Source organism: Limnohabitans rimovensis (SeqCode), from assembly GCF_965234775.1.
Classification (GTDB): domain Bacteria; phylum Pseudomonadota; class Gammaproteobacteria; order Burkholderiales; family Burkholderiaceae_C; genus Limnohabitans; species Limnohabitans rimovensis.
In genome coordinates, this window is sequence record NZ_OZ248562.1 from 764,698 (window position 1) to 781,991 (window position 17,294).

Annotated in this window: 18 protein-coding genes; all 18 read left to right on the forward strand. The window is 56.4% G+C overall.

Annotated features, from left to right (window positions below):
• Positions 1–9: 9 nt before the first annotated feature.
• Entirely contained in the window at positions 10–639 is a 630-nt protein-coding gene (gene scpB, locus AC8GFZ_RS03725; protein ID WP_506642463.1) for an SMC-Scp complex subunit ScpB, read from the forward strand.
• Positions 636–1,814 (forward strand): pseudouridine synthase, encoded by a 1,179-nt coding sequence (locus AC8GFZ_RS03730; RefSeq protein WP_506642465.1) that lies wholly within the window; start codon positions 636–638, stop codon positions 1,812–1,814. Before scpB ends, AC8GFZ_RS03730 begins: the two co-directional genes overlap by 4 nt.
• Before the next feature lie 91 nt (positions 1,815–1,905).
• Positions 1,906–2,331 (forward strand): nucleoside-diphosphate kinase, encoded by a 426-nt coding sequence (gene ndk / locus AC8GFZ_RS03735; RefSeq protein ID WP_506642467.1) that lies wholly within the window; start codon positions 1,906–1,908, stop codon positions 2,329–2,331.
• A gap of 43 nt (positions 2,332–2,374) precedes the next feature.
• Entirely contained in the window at positions 2,375–3,505 is a 1,131-nt protein-coding gene (gene rlmN, locus AC8GFZ_RS03740; protein WP_506642469.1) for a dual-specificity RNA methyltransferase RlmN, read from the forward strand.
• Complete coding sequence (locus AC8GFZ_RS03745; RefSeq protein ID WP_506642471.1) at positions 3,502–4,047, forward strand: tetratricopeptide repeat protein; 546 nt, start codon at positions 3,502–3,504, stop codon at positions 4,045–4,047. Before rlmN ends, AC8GFZ_RS03745 begins: the two co-directional genes overlap by 4 nt.
• A complete protein-coding gene (locus AC8GFZ_RS03750) occupies positions 4,025–4,753 on the forward strand; it encodes a helix-turn-helix domain-containing protein (protein ID WP_506642473.1) in 729 nt (242 codons plus the stop codon). The genes AC8GFZ_RS03745 and AC8GFZ_RS03750 overlap by 23 nt, the downstream gene beginning before the upstream one ends.
• A 9-nt stretch (positions 4,754–4,762) precedes the next feature.
• Positions 4,763–6,013: a flavodoxin-dependent (E)-4-hydroxy-3-methylbut-2-enyl-diphosphate synthase gene (ispG, locus tag AC8GFZ_RS03755; RefSeq protein WP_506642475.1), complete on the forward strand. Its 1,251-nt coding sequence runs from the start codon at positions 4,763–4,765 to the stop codon at positions 6,011–6,013.
• A gap of 24 nt (positions 6,014–6,037) precedes the next feature.
• Positions 6,038–7,330 carry a histidine--tRNA ligase gene (gene hisS / locus AC8GFZ_RS03760; RefSeq protein ID WP_506642477.1) on the forward strand — a complete coding sequence of 431 codons (1,293 nt, stop codon included), beginning with the start codon at positions 6,038–6,040 and terminating at the stop codon, positions 7,328–7,330.
• A 7-nt stretch (positions 7,331–7,337) separates the two neighbouring features.
• A complete protein-coding gene (locus AC8GFZ_RS03765) occupies positions 7,338–8,003 on the forward strand; it encodes a YfgM family protein (RefSeq protein ID WP_506642479.1) in 666 nt (221 codons plus the stop codon).
• On the forward strand, positions 8,000–9,160 hold the full coding sequence (locus AC8GFZ_RS03770) for an outer membrane protein assembly factor BamB (RefSeq protein ID WP_506642481.1): 1,161 nt from the start codon (positions 8,000–8,002) through the stop codon (positions 9,158–9,160). Before AC8GFZ_RS03765 ends, AC8GFZ_RS03770 begins: the two co-directional genes overlap by 4 nt.
• Positions 9,157–10,500, forward strand: a complete 1,344-nt coding sequence (gene der / locus AC8GFZ_RS03775) for a ribosome biogenesis GTPase Der (RefSeq protein ID WP_506642483.1) — start codon at positions 9,157–9,159, stop codon at positions 10,498–10,500. The genes AC8GFZ_RS03770 and der overlap by 4 nt, the downstream gene beginning before the upstream one ends.
• Positions 10,501–10,577: 77 nt before the next feature.
• Entirely contained in the window at positions 10,578–10,826 is a 249-nt protein-coding gene (gene hfq / locus AC8GFZ_RS03780) for an RNA chaperone Hfq (RefSeq protein WP_414015971.1), read from the forward strand.
• 99 nt (positions 10,827–10,925) lie between these two features.
• On the forward strand, positions 10,926–12,059 hold the full coding sequence (hflX, locus tag AC8GFZ_RS03785) for a GTPase HflX (protein WP_506642486.1): 1,134 nt from the start codon (positions 10,926–10,928) through the stop codon (positions 12,057–12,059).
• 175 nt (positions 12,060–12,234) lie between these two features.
• The gene (gene hflK, locus AC8GFZ_RS03790) at positions 12,235–13,596 is read left to right on the forward strand and encodes an FtsH protease activity modulator HflK (RefSeq protein ID WP_506642488.1); all 1,362 of its coding nucleotides are present in this window, start codon (positions 12,235–12,237) and stop codon (positions 13,594–13,596) included.
• 18 nt (positions 13,597–13,614) lie between these two features.
• On the forward strand, positions 13,615–14,523 hold the full coding sequence (gene hflC, locus AC8GFZ_RS03795; RefSeq protein WP_414015973.1) for a protease modulator HflC: 909 nt from the start codon (positions 13,615–13,617) through the stop codon (positions 14,521–14,523).
• Between the two features lie 2 nt (positions 14,524–14,525).
• Positions 14,526–14,717, forward strand: coding sequence for a DUF2065 domain-containing protein (locus AC8GFZ_RS03800; protein WP_506642490.1), 192 nt, complete (start codon positions 14,526–14,528; stop codon positions 14,715–14,717).
• 70 nt (positions 14,718–14,787) lie between these two features.
• On the forward strand, positions 14,788–15,942 hold the full coding sequence (locus tag AC8GFZ_RS03805; protein WP_506642492.1) for an ATP phosphoribosyltransferase regulatory subunit: 1,155 nt from the start codon (positions 14,788–14,790) through the stop codon (positions 15,940–15,942).
• A gap of 14 nt (positions 15,943–15,956) precedes the next feature.
• Entirely contained in the window at positions 15,957–17,288 is a 1,332-nt protein-coding gene (locus tag AC8GFZ_RS03810) for an adenylosuccinate synthase (protein ID WP_506642494.1), read from the forward strand.
• Positions 17,289–17,294 lie beyond the last annotated feature (6 nt).

A 17,294-nucleotide genomic window follows, 5' to 3' on the forward strand; every position in this document is an offset into this window, starting at 1 on the left:
CCACACCCCATGAACACTTCGGATGCCAAACGTGTCCTTGAAACTGCTTTGATTTGCACCCAGCAGCCGATCGCGGCCAGGGAGCTGAGCGCCCTTTTTCAAGACCAGCTGGGCATGGATACGATCAAAACCCTGTTGTCAGATCTGCAACTCGACTGGGCTCAGCGGGGCGCAGAGCTGGTCCAAGTGGCCACAGGATGGCGCTTCCAAAGCCGGCCAGAGATGCGGGTGTTTTTGGATCGCCTTCACCCAGAAAAACCGCCCAAATATTCCCGTGCTGCCATGGAAACACTGGCCATCATTGCCTACCGTCAGCCAGCGACCCGTGGCGATATGGAGGACATTCGTGGTGTGACCATCAATTCCATGGTCATCAAACAGTTGGAGGACCGTGGCTGGGTAGAGGTCATTGGACACCGTGAGTCGGTGGGCCGCCCGGCTCTTTATGCCACGACACGACAGTTCTTGGATGACCTGGGCCTAGCTTCCTTGGATCAATTGCCTGCGCTGGAAAATCCGCACAACCCTTTGGAAGCTCTCGCGGTTCTGGAAGAAAGCGGCGACAACTTGCAACTCAGTTTGGACAATGCTGAGCATTTGGGGGAAGCTTCTGATGTCCAGGTGCTTCCCCCATCATGACCGAAAACAACACGGGTCGCCGCTCCAAGCGGTCGCCAGCAGGCAGGGAAGAGGCCAAAACGGCGTCTGCTTCCATCCGTTTTGAAGACGTTATTTCAGGTGAATTTGACGCCCAACACCAATCGTCTTCAGACTTGCTGCAAAAGAGAGTGTTGCTGCCACAGGCAGATAGCCCCAAACTGCATAAATTATTGGCCCAAGCGGGCCTGGGTTCGCGCATCGAAATGGAGTCCTTGATCACCCAAGGAAAGATCACCGTCAACGATGTGCCCGCCCATGTGGGGCAGCGGGTCCAAGTCGGGGACCAAGTCAAGTTGGCAGGTAAACCCTTGAAATTGCGGTTTGCGGCCCCGCCTTTGCGCGTCATTGCCTACCATAAGCCCGTTGGTGAAGTGGTCACCATGGACGATCCGCAAAACAGGCCAACGGTGTTTCGAAAATTGCCGAAGTTGTGGCAAGGAAAATGGCAGGCAGTGGGGCGGCTCGATCTCAACACAGAAGGCCTTTTGCTGTTCACCAGCTCCGGTGAGTTGGCCAACCAATTGATGCACCCCCGATTTGGATTGGAGCGAGAGTACGCTGTTCGGGTGTTGGGGGCATTGAGCAATGTGGAAAAGCAAAAATTGCTCGATGGGGTCATGTTGGATGACGGGTTGGCCCGCTTTGGCTCCATCCAAGATGGAGGCGGAGAGGGGGCCAATTGCTGGTACCGGGTGACCATTTCTGAGGGGCGAAATCGCGAAGTCAGGCGCATGTTGGAGTCCCTTGGACACGCTGTCAGCCGACTTATTCGCATTCGTTACGGGGCCATGGTTCTGCCACAGGGGCTCAAACGCGGCGCATGGATGGAATTGGACGAAACTGACGTCCGTGCCTTGACCCAAGCGGTGGGTGGTATGGGGCGCATGCAACCTTCGTCGGGTGTGGTTTCATCACCGTCCCAGCCATCGCGAAAAACCGTGCCAAGGCCTGCGCCGGTGCACCATGTGGCGGTTTCAAATGCCAACCATGAGGGACGGGATGAATCCAGCGGTTTGAAGGCTCGCCCTGCGCCGGTCACGCCCTTGATTGGTGCTGACAGCTTAAGACGCTTGCGCAAGGCCAAGCCCAGTGCAAGGAAGGGGCCTGTGGGCCTGGCCCGGTCCATTCGAGCCAAGGACAGACCTGGGCGCTGAAGGTACTGGGTTGGGCAAGAGGGCCTTCACCACTCAGTTAAAATAGTTCACCTTTTCAGCCGGTTTGGCTGGTAACAACCTGAGAAATGTCATGTCGATTGAACGCACCCTGTCCATCATCAAGCCCGATGCCGTCGCCAAAAATGTGATCGGCCAAATTTATGCCCGCTTTGAAGCCGCAGGTCTGAAAATTGTGGCTTCTCGCATGGCCCATTTGTCACAGGCAGAAGCCCAAGCCTTCTATGGCGTCCACAAAGACCGTCCGTTCTTCAAGGATTTGGTCGACTTCATGGTTTCTGGCCCAGTGATGATTCAGGTGCTGGAAGGTGAAAACGCCATTCAGAAGAACCGCGATTTGATGGGCGCCACAGACCCCAAGAAAGCCGCTGCTGGCACCATTCGCGCCGATTTTGCCGACAGCATCGATGCCAATGCGGCCCACGGCTCAGACGGCCCTGACACCGCCAAGGCTGAAATTGCTTTCTTCTTTGCGGGCATGAACACCTACTCGCGATGAGCCATTGGCGGGTTTGCATGCGTTGGCGAACCCGTTGAAAGCCATGACGACCAATCTACTTGACTTTGATCTTCATGGCTTGCAGGCTTTTTGTGAAAGCCTGGGAGAAAAGCGTTTTCGCGCCCAGCAGTTATTTCGCTGGATCCATCAAAAAGGCGAGTCCGATTTTGATCGCATGACCGATTTGGCTGTGGGTTTTCGCCACAAGCTCAAACAACATGCGTTCATCAAAGGCTTGGACAAGATCAGTGAGCACACCTCAGCCGATGGCACGATCAAGTGGCTTTTCTCTGTTGGCAACGGCGATGCGATTGAAGCCGTCTACATCCCTGAATCTGATCGGGGAACCCTTTGCGTCTCTTCTCAAGCAGGTTGTGCTGTGGGTTGCCGTTTTTGCTCAACGGGCCATCAGGGCTTTAGCCGAAACCTCACCACGGCTGAAATCACTGCCCAGTTGTGGATGGCTGAGCACCATTTGCGACAAAAGTCAGGGCGTTCTGACCGCATGATTTCCAACGTGGTGATGATGGGCATGGGTGAGCCACTGCAAAACTATGCCTCCCTCGTGCCTGCATTGAAAACCATGCTCGATGACCATGGTTATGGGCTGTCCAGGCGTCGCGTGACTGTTTCCACATCTGGCGTGGTGCCCATGATGGACCGTCTTGGTGATGACTGTCCTGTCGCCTTGGCCGTGTCATTGCACGCCCCCACGGACGCTTTGCGCGATGTTTTGGTCCCCCTGAATTTGAAATACCCTTTGCATGAATTGATGCAAGCCAGCCTGCGTTATTTGGACCATGCGCCGCGCGACTTCATCACGTTTGAATATTGCATGCTCTCGGGCGTGAACGACCAACCTGAACATGCCCAAATGTTGATTGACCTGATAGCCAGGTCTGGTGTGGGCGGGCAAGGATTGTCTTGCAAGCTCAACCTGATCCCCTTCAATCCCTTCCCCGCCTCAGGTTTGGTGCGCTCATCTGGTGAGGCTGTTCAGCGGTTCGCGCAGCAACTTCAGCAGGCGGGATTGGTGACCACGGTTCGCAAAACCCGTGGTGACGATATTGACGCTGCCTGTGGCCAGTTGGCTGGCGATGTGGTGGACCGTACCAAACTGGCCCAGCGCAAAGCAAACCAGCGTGTCATTGCGTTGCACTTATCGCCATCATGAGTCTGAGTACCAGGTCTTTTATTTGGTGGCTCAGTCTGTGGGCTGGTGGCTTGTGTTTATCTGCGTGTGGCCTGGGGGCATCTCAGCGCTTGTCCTCGCAGGACGCGCCCATCGGGGTTTGGACATTAGATCCCAAAGACACCGTTCAGCGCAATCGTGCGAAAGCACGTTTGGACTTGGCGCAGGCCTATTACGAGCAAGGTCAAACCGCCATTGCTTTGCAGGAGGTTACCCAAGCCCAAGCTGCCGATCCGCAATGGATTGCCGTGCACAACTTGAAAGCCTTGGTGTTGGAAAAAATGGGGCAATCGGCCATGGCCAAGAACAGCTTTGAGGAAGGCCTCAGGTTGGCCCTGCGCGCGCCCAGTTTGGGTTCCGAATTGGCCGATCTCCAACACAATTGGGGTCTTTGGTTGTGCCAGCAAGGCAAGTCAGCCCAAGCCATGCCACAGTTTCAAAGGGCCATGGGCCAACCTGGATACGCTTTGCGTAACAAAACTGAACTGGCCATGTCACGCTGTGACAGCTTGGCCAAAGGTTGATACGTTGAACAAGGCCGGGGATATTCCTCTGACCGCTGGTACTTGGTTACGTCAGCAACGCGAGGCCGCCGACATCAGTTTGGAAAACTTGTCTGTGGCTCTCAAAGTGCGTCCAGATCGACTTCATGCCCTGGAATCTGATCAATTGGGTGACATGCCCGATGGACTTTTTGTTCGCAGCCTGGCCTTGGGCATTTGCCGCCATTTGAAAGCAGACGAGCGTGCCTTGCTGCCCTTGTTGCCCCAGTCACCCCCACGCGACTTGAGGGTGGGCCGCAACCAGATCCATGCAAATCCATACAACCCCAATCGCTGGACGGGGCCCATGCTGTTTTCCCCTAAGCGCTGGCCATTCAAGTGGTATGCCGGGGGTGGGATATTGGCTATTTTGGTGTTGATTGCATTGGTTTGGCCCGTGCCAGAGGTGGCTGGGTTGCCCCACGCTTTGCCCACCCCCAACCCTGCCAGCAGCGCTGAGGTTTCGGCCGGGTCATCTGTGCCCACTGCGGTTCCGCTAGTGCCAGTTTTGGAAGCACCGGCCATGCCCGCATCTGGGCCTGCCACGCCAAGTTTGGGCACTGTGTCCGTGGAGGTCAAGACCGGTAAACCACAGCCTGTGAATGAGAATGTGGTGATCACGCCGGTGACCCCCATGGCTTTGCAGCAAAATCCTTCCCATTCGCCGACCCAATCCACCAAACCTTGAGTTGATGCCATGAACAAACCCATCCATGTCGCGCATGCACAAGTCCGCCACAGCCTGCAAGGGGAGGTCAAGTGGGGCTCTAAAGTGGTCACCGTGGGAGGCAATGCGCCGGTTCGCGTCCAGTCGATGACCAATACCGACACTGTGGATGTGATTGGCACCGCCATCCAGGTCAAAGAGTTGGCCACGGCCGGGTCTGAGTTGGTGCGCATCACCGTGAACACGCCTGAAGCAGCCAAGGCCGTGGCGCCCATTCGCGAGCAATTGGACCGCATGGGTGTGGATGTGCCCTTGATCGGCGACTTTCACTACAACGGCCATCGTTTGTTGTCAGACCACCCCGATTGTGCGCAAGCGCTGTCCAAATACCGCATCAACCCAGGCAACGTGGGCAAAGGCGACAAACACGATAAACAATTCACCCAAATGATCGAGGCGGCTTTGCGCTGGGACAAACCGGTGCGCATTGGCGTCAATTGGGGTAGTTTGGATCAAGAGTTGCTGGCCCGCTTGATGGATGAAAACGCCCATCGGCCACAACCGTGGGACGCGAAACAAGTGATGTACGAGGCATTGATCACCTCGGCCATTGACTCGGCCCAACTGGCCCAAAAATTGGGCATGGCGCCACAGCAAATCATGCTCAGTTGCAAAGTCTCTGGGGTGCAAGATTTGATTTCGGTTTATCGCGAGCTGTCTCAGCGCTGCAACCATCCCTTGCACTTGGGCTTGACCGAGGCGGGCATGGGCACCAAAGGCACGGTGGCCTCGGCCACCGCCTTGTCCATTTTGTTGCAAGAGGGCATTGGCGACACCATTCGAGTGTCGCTCACCCCCCAGCCCGGAGAGTCCCGGACCCAAGAAGTGGTCATTGCCTCTGAAATTTTGCAATCCCTGGGCTTGCGCACGTTTGTACCCAGTGTCACGGCTTGCCCGGGTTGTGGTCGCACCACCAGCACGACTTTCCAAGAGCTGGCCAAACAAATTGATGACTACCTGCGCGCCCAAATGCCCACCTGGCGCAAGCAATACCCGGGTGTGGAGCATTTGAAGGTGGCGGTCATGGGCTGCATCGTCAATGGCCCCGGTGAAAGCAAGCATGCGGATATTGGCATCAGTTTGCCTGGCACGGGCGAAGCGCCTGCAGCCCCGGTGTTCATTGACGGCGAAAAGGCCATGACTTTGCGGGGCGACAACATTGCCAATGAGTTTCATGCCATCGTTGAAAAATACATTGAGAACAAATACAGCACCGCTTGAACGCAAGCCAAGAAAGATTTGAAGATGGTTGACAAAATATCTGCAGTCAAGGGCATGAACGATGTCTTGCCCCCGCAATCTGCCGATTGGGAGTGGTTGGAAGGTGTTGTGCGCGATTTGATGCGCCGCCATGCCTATCAAAATTTACGCACCCCCATCGTGGAGCCCACGGGTTTGTTTGTGCGCGGCTTGGGTGAAGTCACCGACATCGTTGAGAAGGAGATGTATTCCTTTACCGACAGATTGAATGGTGAAGAGTTGACCTTGAGGCCAGAAAACACCGCCGGTGTGGTTCGCGCCAGCATTGAGCATTCCATGTTGTACGAGGGTGGCAAAAGGCTGTATTACATGGGCCCAATGTTTCGCCATGAAAGGCCTCAGCGCGGTCGTTACCGCCAATTTCACCAAATTGGGGCCGAGGCCTTGGGTTTTGCGGGCCCCGAAGTGGATGCCGAAATCATTTTGTTGGCCCACCATTTGTGGCAAACGTTGGGATTGGTCGATGTTCGATTGGAAATCAACAGCTTGGGGCAACTGCCCGAGCGCCAAGCGCATCGCTTGGCCTTGATCGCCTACCTGGAGCAGCACGAAAGCCAACTGGATGCCGACGCCAAACGGCGCTTGCACACCAATCCATTGCGCATTTTGGACACCAAGAACCCTGACCTGCAAACCTTGGTCAATGCAGCGCCCAAGCTGATGGATTTTTTGGGAACCGAATCGTTGGCGCATTTCAATCGCTTGCGCCAAATGCTCGATGCCAGCCAGATTGAATACCGCATCAACCCGCGTTTGGTGCGGGGCATGGATTACTACAACCTCACTGTGTTTGAGTTCATCACCGACAGCTTGGGTTCCCAAGGCACCATTTGTGGCGGGGGTCGCTACGACACGCTGGTCGAACAATTGGGCGGAAAACCGGCCCCTGCCATTGGCTGGGCCATGGGTGTGGAGCGGGTCATTGAGTTGTTGCGCGAACAAAATCTGTTGCCCAGCCCGCCCAAACCCGATGTGTATGCCATCGTTGGCGATGCCAACGATTTGCCCCAGGTTTTGGTTCATCTTCATACCTTGCGGCAAGCGGGCTTGAGTGTGCAAATGCATGCCAGCCCTCGCTTGGAGTGGGGCAGCATGAAGTCCCAGTTCAAAAAAGCGGATGCTTCAGGGGCCACATATGCCTTGATTTTTGCGCCGCAGGAGTTGCAGCGTGGTGAGGTGGGGCGCAAGCCTTTGCGCGACGCCAGCGCCGAGCAAGACACCATCTCCTTGTCTGAGCTTGGGGTCTGGGCAAGCCACCTACAATCAGGGGCTATTTAGGAACACCATGGCGACCAATCTCGACTTAGAAGAGCAAGAACAGCTCGATCAGCTCAAGCATTTTTGGGCCCAATGGGGCAATGCCATCAGCTCGCTCTTGGCGGTGTTGGCTTTGGCTTATTTGGGCTACACCGGATGGAATTACTGGCAGCGCCAACAGGCGTCTCAGGCCACGGTGTTGTTTGATACCGTTGAGCGTGCCCAGCGCAGTGCCGACTTGACCTTGATGGAGCGAGCGGTGTCGGACATCAAGTACAAATTTGGATCCACGGTTTATGCCAGCCAGTCCGGTTTGTTGTTGGCGCAAATGTTGCACGAAAAAGATCGCGCGGATGACGCCCAAACCCAGCTCCAATGGGTGGTTGAGCACGGCTCTGATGACGGCTATCAGGCTGTGGCCAGACTGCGTTTGTCGGCCATCCTCATGGACAAAAAGCAGAATGAAGCGGCACGGCAGTTGTTGCAGGCCAAGATGCCCAGTGCCTACCAAGCCTTGGCCCAAGACCGCTTGGGAGATTTGGCCATGTTGGAAGGTAAAAAAAGCGATGCCATCGGTTTTTACCAAAGTGCTTGGAAAGCCATGGACGAACGGGCTGAGTACCGCCGTTTGCTAGAGATCAAATTGGCCTCCCTTGGCGTTGCCACCAAAGCACCAGAAACGGAGAAACCGTGACGGTTTGGTTGCCGCGGTTTGGGGCCATCAAGCTCCAAAGGCTTTGCTTCTGGGCGGGTTGTTTGTCGCTGTCTTTTTTGCTGGGCTGTGGCTCCAGCCCCCGGGTCAAACCCGCCGACGTTGGCGCCGTGCCCAACAGCTTGCGCCTTCAAACAGCATGGACTTTTACAGCTGGCACCATCGACATTCCGTTGGCTGTCAATGTGCAAGCCAATGGCTTGGCCTTGGCCAACGGCCGAGGTGCAGTCTGGGCCTTGGACTTGGCCACTGGCCGCGAGTTGTGGCGCACGCAGGTAGGGCCTTTGAGCGCTGGGGTTGGCAGCGATGGCCAGTTTTATGCGGTCATGGGCCAGCAAAGCGAGCTGATCGTGATCCGCAACGGCAAGGAAATTTGGCGCAAAGCCATGACGGCCCAGTCCTTCACGCCACCCTTGGTGGCTGGTGGACGGGTGTTTGTGCTCAGTGCGGACCGCAGTGTTTGGGCCTTTGATGCTGCGAATGGTCGGGTGCTTTGGAGCCAGGCCCGTCCCGGCGAGCCCTTGGTGCTGCGCCAAATGGGGGTGTTGTTGCCCGTGGGTGACATGTTGGTCGCGGGCCAAGGCGGAAGATTGGTCGGAATTCAACCACTCAGTGGCGCAGTGTTATGGGAGGCTTCAATTGGCACGTCCCGGGGTACCAATGATATGGAGCGTTTGGTGGACCTGGTGGGCCCCGCATCGCGGGTAGGAACGGTGGTTTGTGCCCGCGCATTTCAGGCCCAAATCGGCTGTGTGGATACCCGAAGTTCCGCTGTCCTGTGGAGCCGCCGTTCGGTGGGCGATCAAGGCCTCTCGGGCGATGACCGCATGCTTTTGGCTGCGGATGGCAATGGCATGTTGATGGCTTGGAGTCGGATCAATGGTGAAAAACTGTGGGAATCTGACCGCTTGCGCTACCGACAGTTGACCGCTCCCTTGGTGACCCCAGCCGCTTCGGTGGTGGGCGACAGCGGCGGGCAGTTGTATTTCTTCTCCAACCAAGATGGCGGCTTGATTCACCGCGTTGCCAGCGATGGCAGTGGGTGGGCCGCCAATCCAACGGCGGCGCAAGAGCGCATCATCACGGTGACCCGCAAAGGATTGGTGCAGGCCTGGCAAATTTCGCCTGCCCAGCCATGAAGCCCGTCATGGCCCTGGTGGGCCGGCCCAATGTGGGCAAATCCACTCTTTTCAACCGACTGACTCAGTCCCGAGACGCCATCGTGGCCGACTTTCCTGGCTTGACCCGGGACCGCCATTACGGGCAAGGCAAACAAGGTGCCTTTGAGTTCATTGCGGTGGACACCGGGGGCTTTGAGCCCGATGCATCGGGCGGCATTTACAAAGAAATGGCCAAGCAAACGCAGCAGGCCGTGGCCGAAGCCGATGTGGTGATTTTTGTGGTCGACGCGCGTGAGGGCTTGAGTGCCCAAGACCATGACATCGCCAATTTTTTGCGCAAACTCAGCAAGCCATGCGTGCTCACGGCTAACAAAGCCGAAGGCATGCAACAGGGTGTGCAGCTTTCTGAGTTTTATGAGCTGGGTTTGGGTGAAGTCCACCCGGTTTCAGCGGCACACGGACAGGGCATTCGCGGCTTGGTGGAAGTGGCCCTGCAGCCCCTTTACGACACGGGCCTTTTTGGCGAAGAAGATGACGCTGCCACCGAGGGGACCATCAAACTGGCTGTTGCTGGGCGTCCGAACGTGGGCAAATCCACCTTGATCAACACCTGGCTGGGTGAGGAGCGCTTGGTTGCGTTTGATCAGCCCGGGACAACCCGGGACGCGATCAGCGTGCCTTTTGAGCGTGGCGGTCAGCGTTATGAGGTGATCGATACCGCAGGTCTTCGGCGCAAGGGCCGGGTTTTTGAGGCCATCGAAAAGTTCTCCGTCGTCAAAACTCTGCAAGCGATTGAGTCTGCCAACGTGGTTTTATTGCTTTTGGACGCTACCCAAGGGGTGACCGATCAAGATGCGCACATTGCTGGTTTTATCTTGGAGAGTGGTCGTGCCGTGGTTCTAGCGGTCAACAAATGGGATGCGGTTGACGCTTATCAACGCGAGTTGGTCCACCGCTCCATTGAGGCCCGGCTGGCTTTTTTGAAGTTTGCGGCTATTCACCTCATTTCGGCCAAAAAACGCCAAGGCCTGGGGCCTGTATGGGCCTCGATTGCCCAGGCCCATCTTGCGGCCACTTGCAAAATGTCCACCCCGGTTTTGACGCGGTTGCTGCTGGAATCGGTGCAATTTCAATCCCCCCAACGGTCGGGCATGTTCCGCCCCAAATTGCGTTATGCCCACCAAGGCGGCATGAACCCCCCGGTCATCATCATCCATGGCAACTCCTTGGAGCATGTGAGCGCGACTTATAAGCGGTACCTCGAAGGGCGATTTCGAAAAGCTTTCAATTTGGAGGGCACCCCATTGCGCATTGAAATGAAAACTTCAGAAAACCCCTACAAAAACAAGGCCGATTGAGTTTTTTGCGCCAACGCAAACCTCTGCGCAAAGGCCTGTGGTAAGGTCGAAGCTTCATCACCAACACGGAGAATATCGTGGGCAACAAAGGGCAGTTATTACAAGATCCGTTTCTGAATGCTTTGCGCAGAGAGCACATTCCGGTTTCGATTTATTTGGTCAACGGCATCAAATTGCAAGGGCAAGTGGAGTCTTTTGATCAATATGTGGTTCTCTTGAGAAACACGGTAACCCAAATGGTTTACAAGCACGCCATTTCCACCATTGTCCCCGGGCGTGCGGTGACCTACCAATCCGACGAAGCGGCACCCGTCGAGGGCGCCTGAGCATCTAGCCAGCCATGGTCTTACACCTGAGTTGTCTGCCACTGCTGGCATTCTTCAACGCAAATTGATCCACGCCATTTGAATAACCCATCAAACGCAGTGTCTACCCCGGTTTTATTGGTGGGGGTGGATTTCCATACCAATGGGTTCGATGCCAATTTAGAAGAACTGGGTTTGTTGGTTCAAAGTGCGGGCATGCGTCCGGTGGGCAAAATTGCTTGCAAGCGCCAAGCGCCTGACCCAGCCCTCTTTGTGGGCAAGGGCAAGGCCGAGGAAATCAAAGCATTGGCCACCCAACTTGGGGCGCTGGAGGTGGTTTTTGATCAGTCACTGAGCCCGGCGCAGCAACGAAATTTAGAGCGCCATTGGGACATGCCGGTGAATGACCGAACTTTGTTGATTTTGGAAATCTTTGCCCAGCGTGCCCGCAGCCACGAAGGCAAGTTGCAGGTGGAGTTGGCACGCCTTCAATACCTGTCAACCAGGCTGGTGCGACGTTGGTCCCACTTGGAGCGACAGCGCGGTGGCATTGGCAATCGGGGCGGCCCAGGAGAGACCCAAATCGAACTCGACAGGCGCATGTTGGGTGAGGGGATCAAACGGACCCGCGAGCGGCTTGAAAAAGTCATGCGCCAGAGGCAAACACAACGCAAACAAAGAATGCGCAAGGATGCTTTTCGCATGTCCTTGGTCGGGTACACCAATGCGGGCAAGTCCACATTGTTCAACGCATTGGTCAAAGCCAAAAGCTATGCGGCTGACCAATTATTTGCGACTTTGGACACCACCACCCGGCAAATTTACCTGGGCCAAACAGATGGTTTGGCAAACACGGCTTCCATGTCCGATACGGTGGGATTCATCCGCGATCTTCCCCATGGGCTGGTCAAAGCCTTTGCCGCTACCCTGCAAGAAGCAGCTGAAGCCGATTTGCTGTTGCATGTGGTGGACGCAAACCACCCAGAATGGGCGGCTCAAATTCAACAGGTGCAAAACGTGTTGCATGAGATTGGTGCTGAAAAGATTCCGCAATTGATGGTCTTCAACAAAGTCGATGCTTTGCCTGACTTTCGAAAGCCGGTGCAGGTGCGCGACTTTTATGAGCTCGATGGCGATTTGGTGGACCGATTTTTCATCAGCGCCCAATCTGGCTTGGGTTTGTCCGAGTTGCGCACGGAATTGGCGCGCCGAGTGAGTCGTTTGCAGGGCGAGCCAGTCGCTGAGTCGCTCTGACCGTTGGGGGCGATGACGCCCGACTCAAGTTCATTCACGCTTTCTTCGACCCACGTCAAAGTGGGTCTTTGGATATTGGGCACAATGGCATTCTTTTGGATTGAAATGTTGGTCTCGCATGAACCTTAATCGCTGGAACCCCGTGGGCTTGGCTTGGTCTAAACGTCTTTTGGGAATGTTCAATCTCAATGATGGCCGATGGGGCCGGGCGCCTGACTCGCAAGGTGCTCCCCAACCAGGTGCCTCGCCCAATGCTGATCCCAGTGGCAACGCGCCGCGCCCGCCTGATTCAGACGGCAAGCCTGACATCGAATCTCAGCCCAAACAGCCTTCCAGGCCTACCTCGGGGCCACCCGACTTAGACGATATTTGGCGCGACTTCAATCGCAAATTGGGCCAACTGATGGGTGGCAAGCGGGGTGGTCCCACCGGTGGCGGCTCCTCTGGCGGGGGCTCCGGTGGCAGCAATTGGGGCGGCTTCAAACCCGACATGGGCAATGCCCGTGCTGGCTTGGGCGTGATTGCGGCAATTGCCGCCTTGATTTGGCTGGGAACTGGCTTTTTCATTGTGCAAGAGGGTCAACAAGCCGTCATCACCCAATTCGGTCGTTACCACAGCACGGTGGGCGCGGGTTTCAATTGGCGCTTGCCATTCCCGGTGCAACGCCATGAACTGGTTTTTGTCACCCAAATCAGATCCTTGGACATTGGCCGCGACACGGTCATCAAGGCCACTGGTTTGCGCGAGTCGGCCATGCTGACTGAAGATGAAAATATTTTGGAAATGAAGTTCGCTGTGCAATATCGGCTGACCGATGCACGGGCGTATTTGTTCGAAAGCAAAAATCCCACCGATGCCGTGGTTCAAGCGGCTGAGACTGCTGTGCGCGAGGTGGTGGGAAAAATGCGCATGGATTCAGCCTTGTCTGAAGAGCGTGACCAAATCGGCCCGCGTGTCAGGGCCATCATGCAAATTATCTTGGACCGCTACAAAGTGGGCATCGAGGTGGTGGGCATCAATTTGCAGCAAGGCGGTGTGCGACCGCCCGAGCAGGTGCAAGCCGCGTTTGACGACGTGCTCAAGGCCGGCCAAGAGCGTGAGCGCGCCAAAAATGAAGCCCAAGCCTATGCCAATGATGTGGTTCCCCGGGCTGTCGGTGCGGCGTCGCGCTTGAAAGAAGAGGCCGAAGGCTACAAATCCCGCATCATTGCGCAAGCCCAAGGTGACGGACAGCGGTTCAGATCGGTTCTCAATGAGTACCAAAAAGCCCCCCAGGTGACGCGTGACCGCATGTACATCGATGCCATGCAGCAAATCTACAGCAATGTCACCAAGGTGCTTGTCGAGTCCAAGCAAGGCTCGAATTTGCTTTACCTGCCGCTGGACAAAATCATGCAGGCCACCCAATCCACTGCGCCGGCTGTGGGAGCGCCATTGCCCTCCAACAGCGCAGACAACAACGCCCCGGCGAGCTCTTCGAATGCGGATGTACGCAACCGAGACGGCGCTCGCTCCCGCGACCGCGACGCCCGCTGAAAGACCAGGTCATCCATCATGAACAAAATTGGTTTCTACATCACCTCTGGCTTGGTGGCCTTGTTGATCCTCAGCTCCACGCTGTTTGTGGTCGATCAGCGCCAATTTGGGGTGGTTTACTCCTTGGGTCAGATCAAAGACGTGATCACCGAGCCTGGCTTGCACTTCAAGCTGCCGCCACCGTTTCAAAACGTTTCGTACATCGACAAGCGCTTGTTGACCCTGGACAACCAAGACACCGAGCCGATGCTCACCGCTGAGAAGCAGCGCATGGTCATCGATTGGTATGTTCGTTGGCGCATCACCGACCCATCCAACTACATCCGCAATGTGGGCTTGGATGAAAAGGCGGGTGCCATGCAATTGAGCCGCGTGGTCCGCAATGCTTTGCAAGAGGAAATTAACAAACGAACGGTGAAAGAGTTGTTGTCCGTCAAGCGCGAAACCCTGCTGCAAGATGTCAAGCGCGAAGTCCTTGAAGTGGTCCAAGGGGCCAAGCCCTGGGGCGTGGATGTGGTGGATGTGCGCATCACCCGTGCCGATTATGTGGATGCCATCACTGAATCGGTTTATCGGCGCATGGAAGCCGAGCGCAAACGGGTGGCCAATGAACTGCGCTCCACTGGTGCCGCCGAAGGCGAAAAAATTCGTGCTGATGCCGACCGCCAGCGTGAGGTGACGGTGGCCAATGCCTACCGTGATGCCCAAAAAATCAAAGGCGAGGGCGACGCTGAAGCCGCCAAAATTTATGCTGAAGCTTTTGGCCGTGACGCTCAATTTGCCCAGTTTTATCGCAGCCTGGACGCTTATAAGGCGAGCTTCAACAAGAAAAGTGACGTGATGGTCGTCGACCCTTCCAGCGAGTTTTTCAAAGCATTCCGCGGCAGTTCTGGCGCATCTGCGGCTCCCGCCTCCAGCAAGAAGTGATGGTGGATGGCTCGGATCTGATTTGGACGGCTCTGGGCTTGGTGTTTGTGATTGAAGGGCTGATGCCATTTATCTCACCCGCTGGTTGGCGCCGCGTCTTCATGCAAGTGCAGCAGTTGACAGACGGACAAATCCGTTTTTTTGGGTTTATTTCGATCGCCTTGGGCCTGTTGTTGCTGGCTTGGATGACGTGATCGAAGGGCCCCTTTGGGGGTGCCAAGTCACGGGCTAAAATCCCCCTCTTTTCACTCCCGCTCCAACCTTATGTCTGCTTGGGTCTTACCGGATCACATCGCCGATGTGTTGCCTTCAGAGGCCCGCCACATTGAGGAACTGCGCCGCATCTGGCTTGATCACGCCAGGCGATGCGGGTACGAATTGGTCATGCCGCCGATGCTGGAGCACTTGGACTCTTTGTTGTCGGACAGCGATCCATCCCTCAATTTGCAAACCTTCAAGTTGGTCGACCAATTGTCTGGCCGCACTTTGGGGCTGCGTGCTGACACCACGGTGCAGGTTGCGCGCATAGATGCCCATTTGCTCAACCGAAAAGGGGTCACCCGGTTGTGTTACTGCGGTCCCGTCCTGCACACCCGCGCAGATCGGCCCGGTGCCACCCGTGAGCCCTACCAACTGGGCGCTGAAATTTATGGCCACCCCGGTACCGAAGCCGATTTGGAAATTTTGGCCCTGGCCCTGAGAGGGGCCAAGGCTGCTGGCTTGGCGGGTGTGGTTTTGGACATGGGTCATGCCCGCATCGTGCCCGCCTTGCTCGAGGGTCTGGCCCTGGATGATGGCTTGGTTCAAGCCTTGCATATCGCTTTGGGGCGCAAAGATGCAGCTGAAATCGCCAAACTGGCGCAACATTTGCCTGCCCCAGTGGCCACGGCTTTGCAGGCCTTGACCCGCCTGTACGGGGATCGTTCTGTATTGAAAAGCGGCAGGCTGGTGCTGTCGGCGTGGCCTTTGGCGATCCAAGCCTTGGATCAGCTGGCATTTTTGGCCGATCAGTTGCCCGGCTGTGAGATCACTTTCGACTTGGGTGACTTGAACGGTTACGGCTATTACAGCGGCCTCAGGTTTGCCTTGTATGCCCAAAGCGCGGGAGACGCCCTGTTGCGTGGCGGCCGATACGACGCGGTAGGCGCCGTGTTTGGGCGTGACAGGCCAGCGGTGGGTTTCAGCCTTGACTTGAAAGAATGGGCGCGCTGTCTGCCGCGCCCTCCTCAAAACAGTGCCATCCGCGCCCCTTGGTCTGAAGACATCACCTTGCGTCATGCCATTGATGCGTTGCGCGATCAAGGCGAGACCGTGGTGTGTGTCTTGCCAGGTCATGACAGCGAAGCCGACGAATTCAATTGCAACCGCGAGTTGGTGCACCAAGGCACCCAGTGGCAAGTCCAACCCATTCACCCCTGACTATTTTCCATTTCATGAATACTTCCCAAGGTCGCAATGTGGTTGTTGTCGGAACCCAATGGGGCGACGAAGGCAAAGGCAAACTGGTGGACTGGCTGACCGAGTCGGCGCAAGGCGTGGTTCGGTTCCAAGGCGGGCACAACGCAGGCCACACCCTGGTGATCAAAGGGGTCAAAACAGCGCTGCACTTGATCCCCAGCGGCATCATGCGACCCGGCGTCGTTTGCTACATCGGCAATGGCGTGGTTCTGTCGATGAGCAAGTTGCTGGAAGAGATCGCGGGCTTAGAGGCGGCTGGCGTATCGGTGCGTTCGCGCTTGCGCATCAGCGAAGCCTGTCCCTTGATACTGCCCTACCACGCCGCCATCGACGTGGCCCGTGAAGCCGCCAAGGAAAAATCCGGCTTGGACAAAATTGGCACCACCGGTCGTGGCATTGGACCTGCTTATGAAGACAAAATTGCCCGCAGGGCCTTGCGCGTTCAAGACCTCAAGCACCCCCAACGCTTTGCCGACAAACTGCGCGAAAACTTGGACTTGCACAATTTTGTGCTGACCCAATACCTCCACGCACCAGCGATTGACTTTCAGCAGGTGCTTGACCAATGTGCCTTGGAAGCTGAGCAAATTTTGCCGATGGTGGCCGATGTGTCCACGGAGCTGCACCAAGCCCATTTGAAGGGCAGCAACCTGTTGTTTGAAGGGGCCCAAGGCACCTTGCTTGATGTGGACCACGGCACCTATCCGTTTGTGACCTCCAGCAACTGCGTGGCTGGCAATGCGGCCGCAGGTGCTGGTGTGGGTCCAGGCATGCTGCACTATGTGCTGGGCATCACCAAAGCCTATTGCACCCGCGTGGGTGGGGGGCCATTTCCCACCGAGCTAGATTGGGAAACCCCTGGCACCGTGGGTCACCACCTCAGCACCGTGGGCCAGGAAAAAGGCGTCACCACAGGGCGCTCGCGGCGCTGTGGTTGGTTTGACGCTGCTTTGCTCAAGCGCAGCGCCCAAGTCAATGGCTTGTCGGGTTTGTGCATCACCAAGCTCGATGTGTTGGACGGGCTGACAGAGCTGCAACTTTGTACCGGTTATCAACTCGATGGCGCGGTCACCGATATCTTGCCCGCCAGCGCCGAAGATGTCGCCCGCTGTGTGCCCATTTACGAAACCATGCCGGGATGGACACAGAGTACCGTGGGGGTCACCCAGGTTGACCGTCTGCCGCCCCAAGCGCGGGCCTATTTGGACCGGATTGAGCAAGTTTGTGGCGTTCCCATTCACCTCATATCGACAAGCCCAGATCGCGATCACACGATCATGAAAAAGCACCCTTTTTCCACACATTGATGCCAT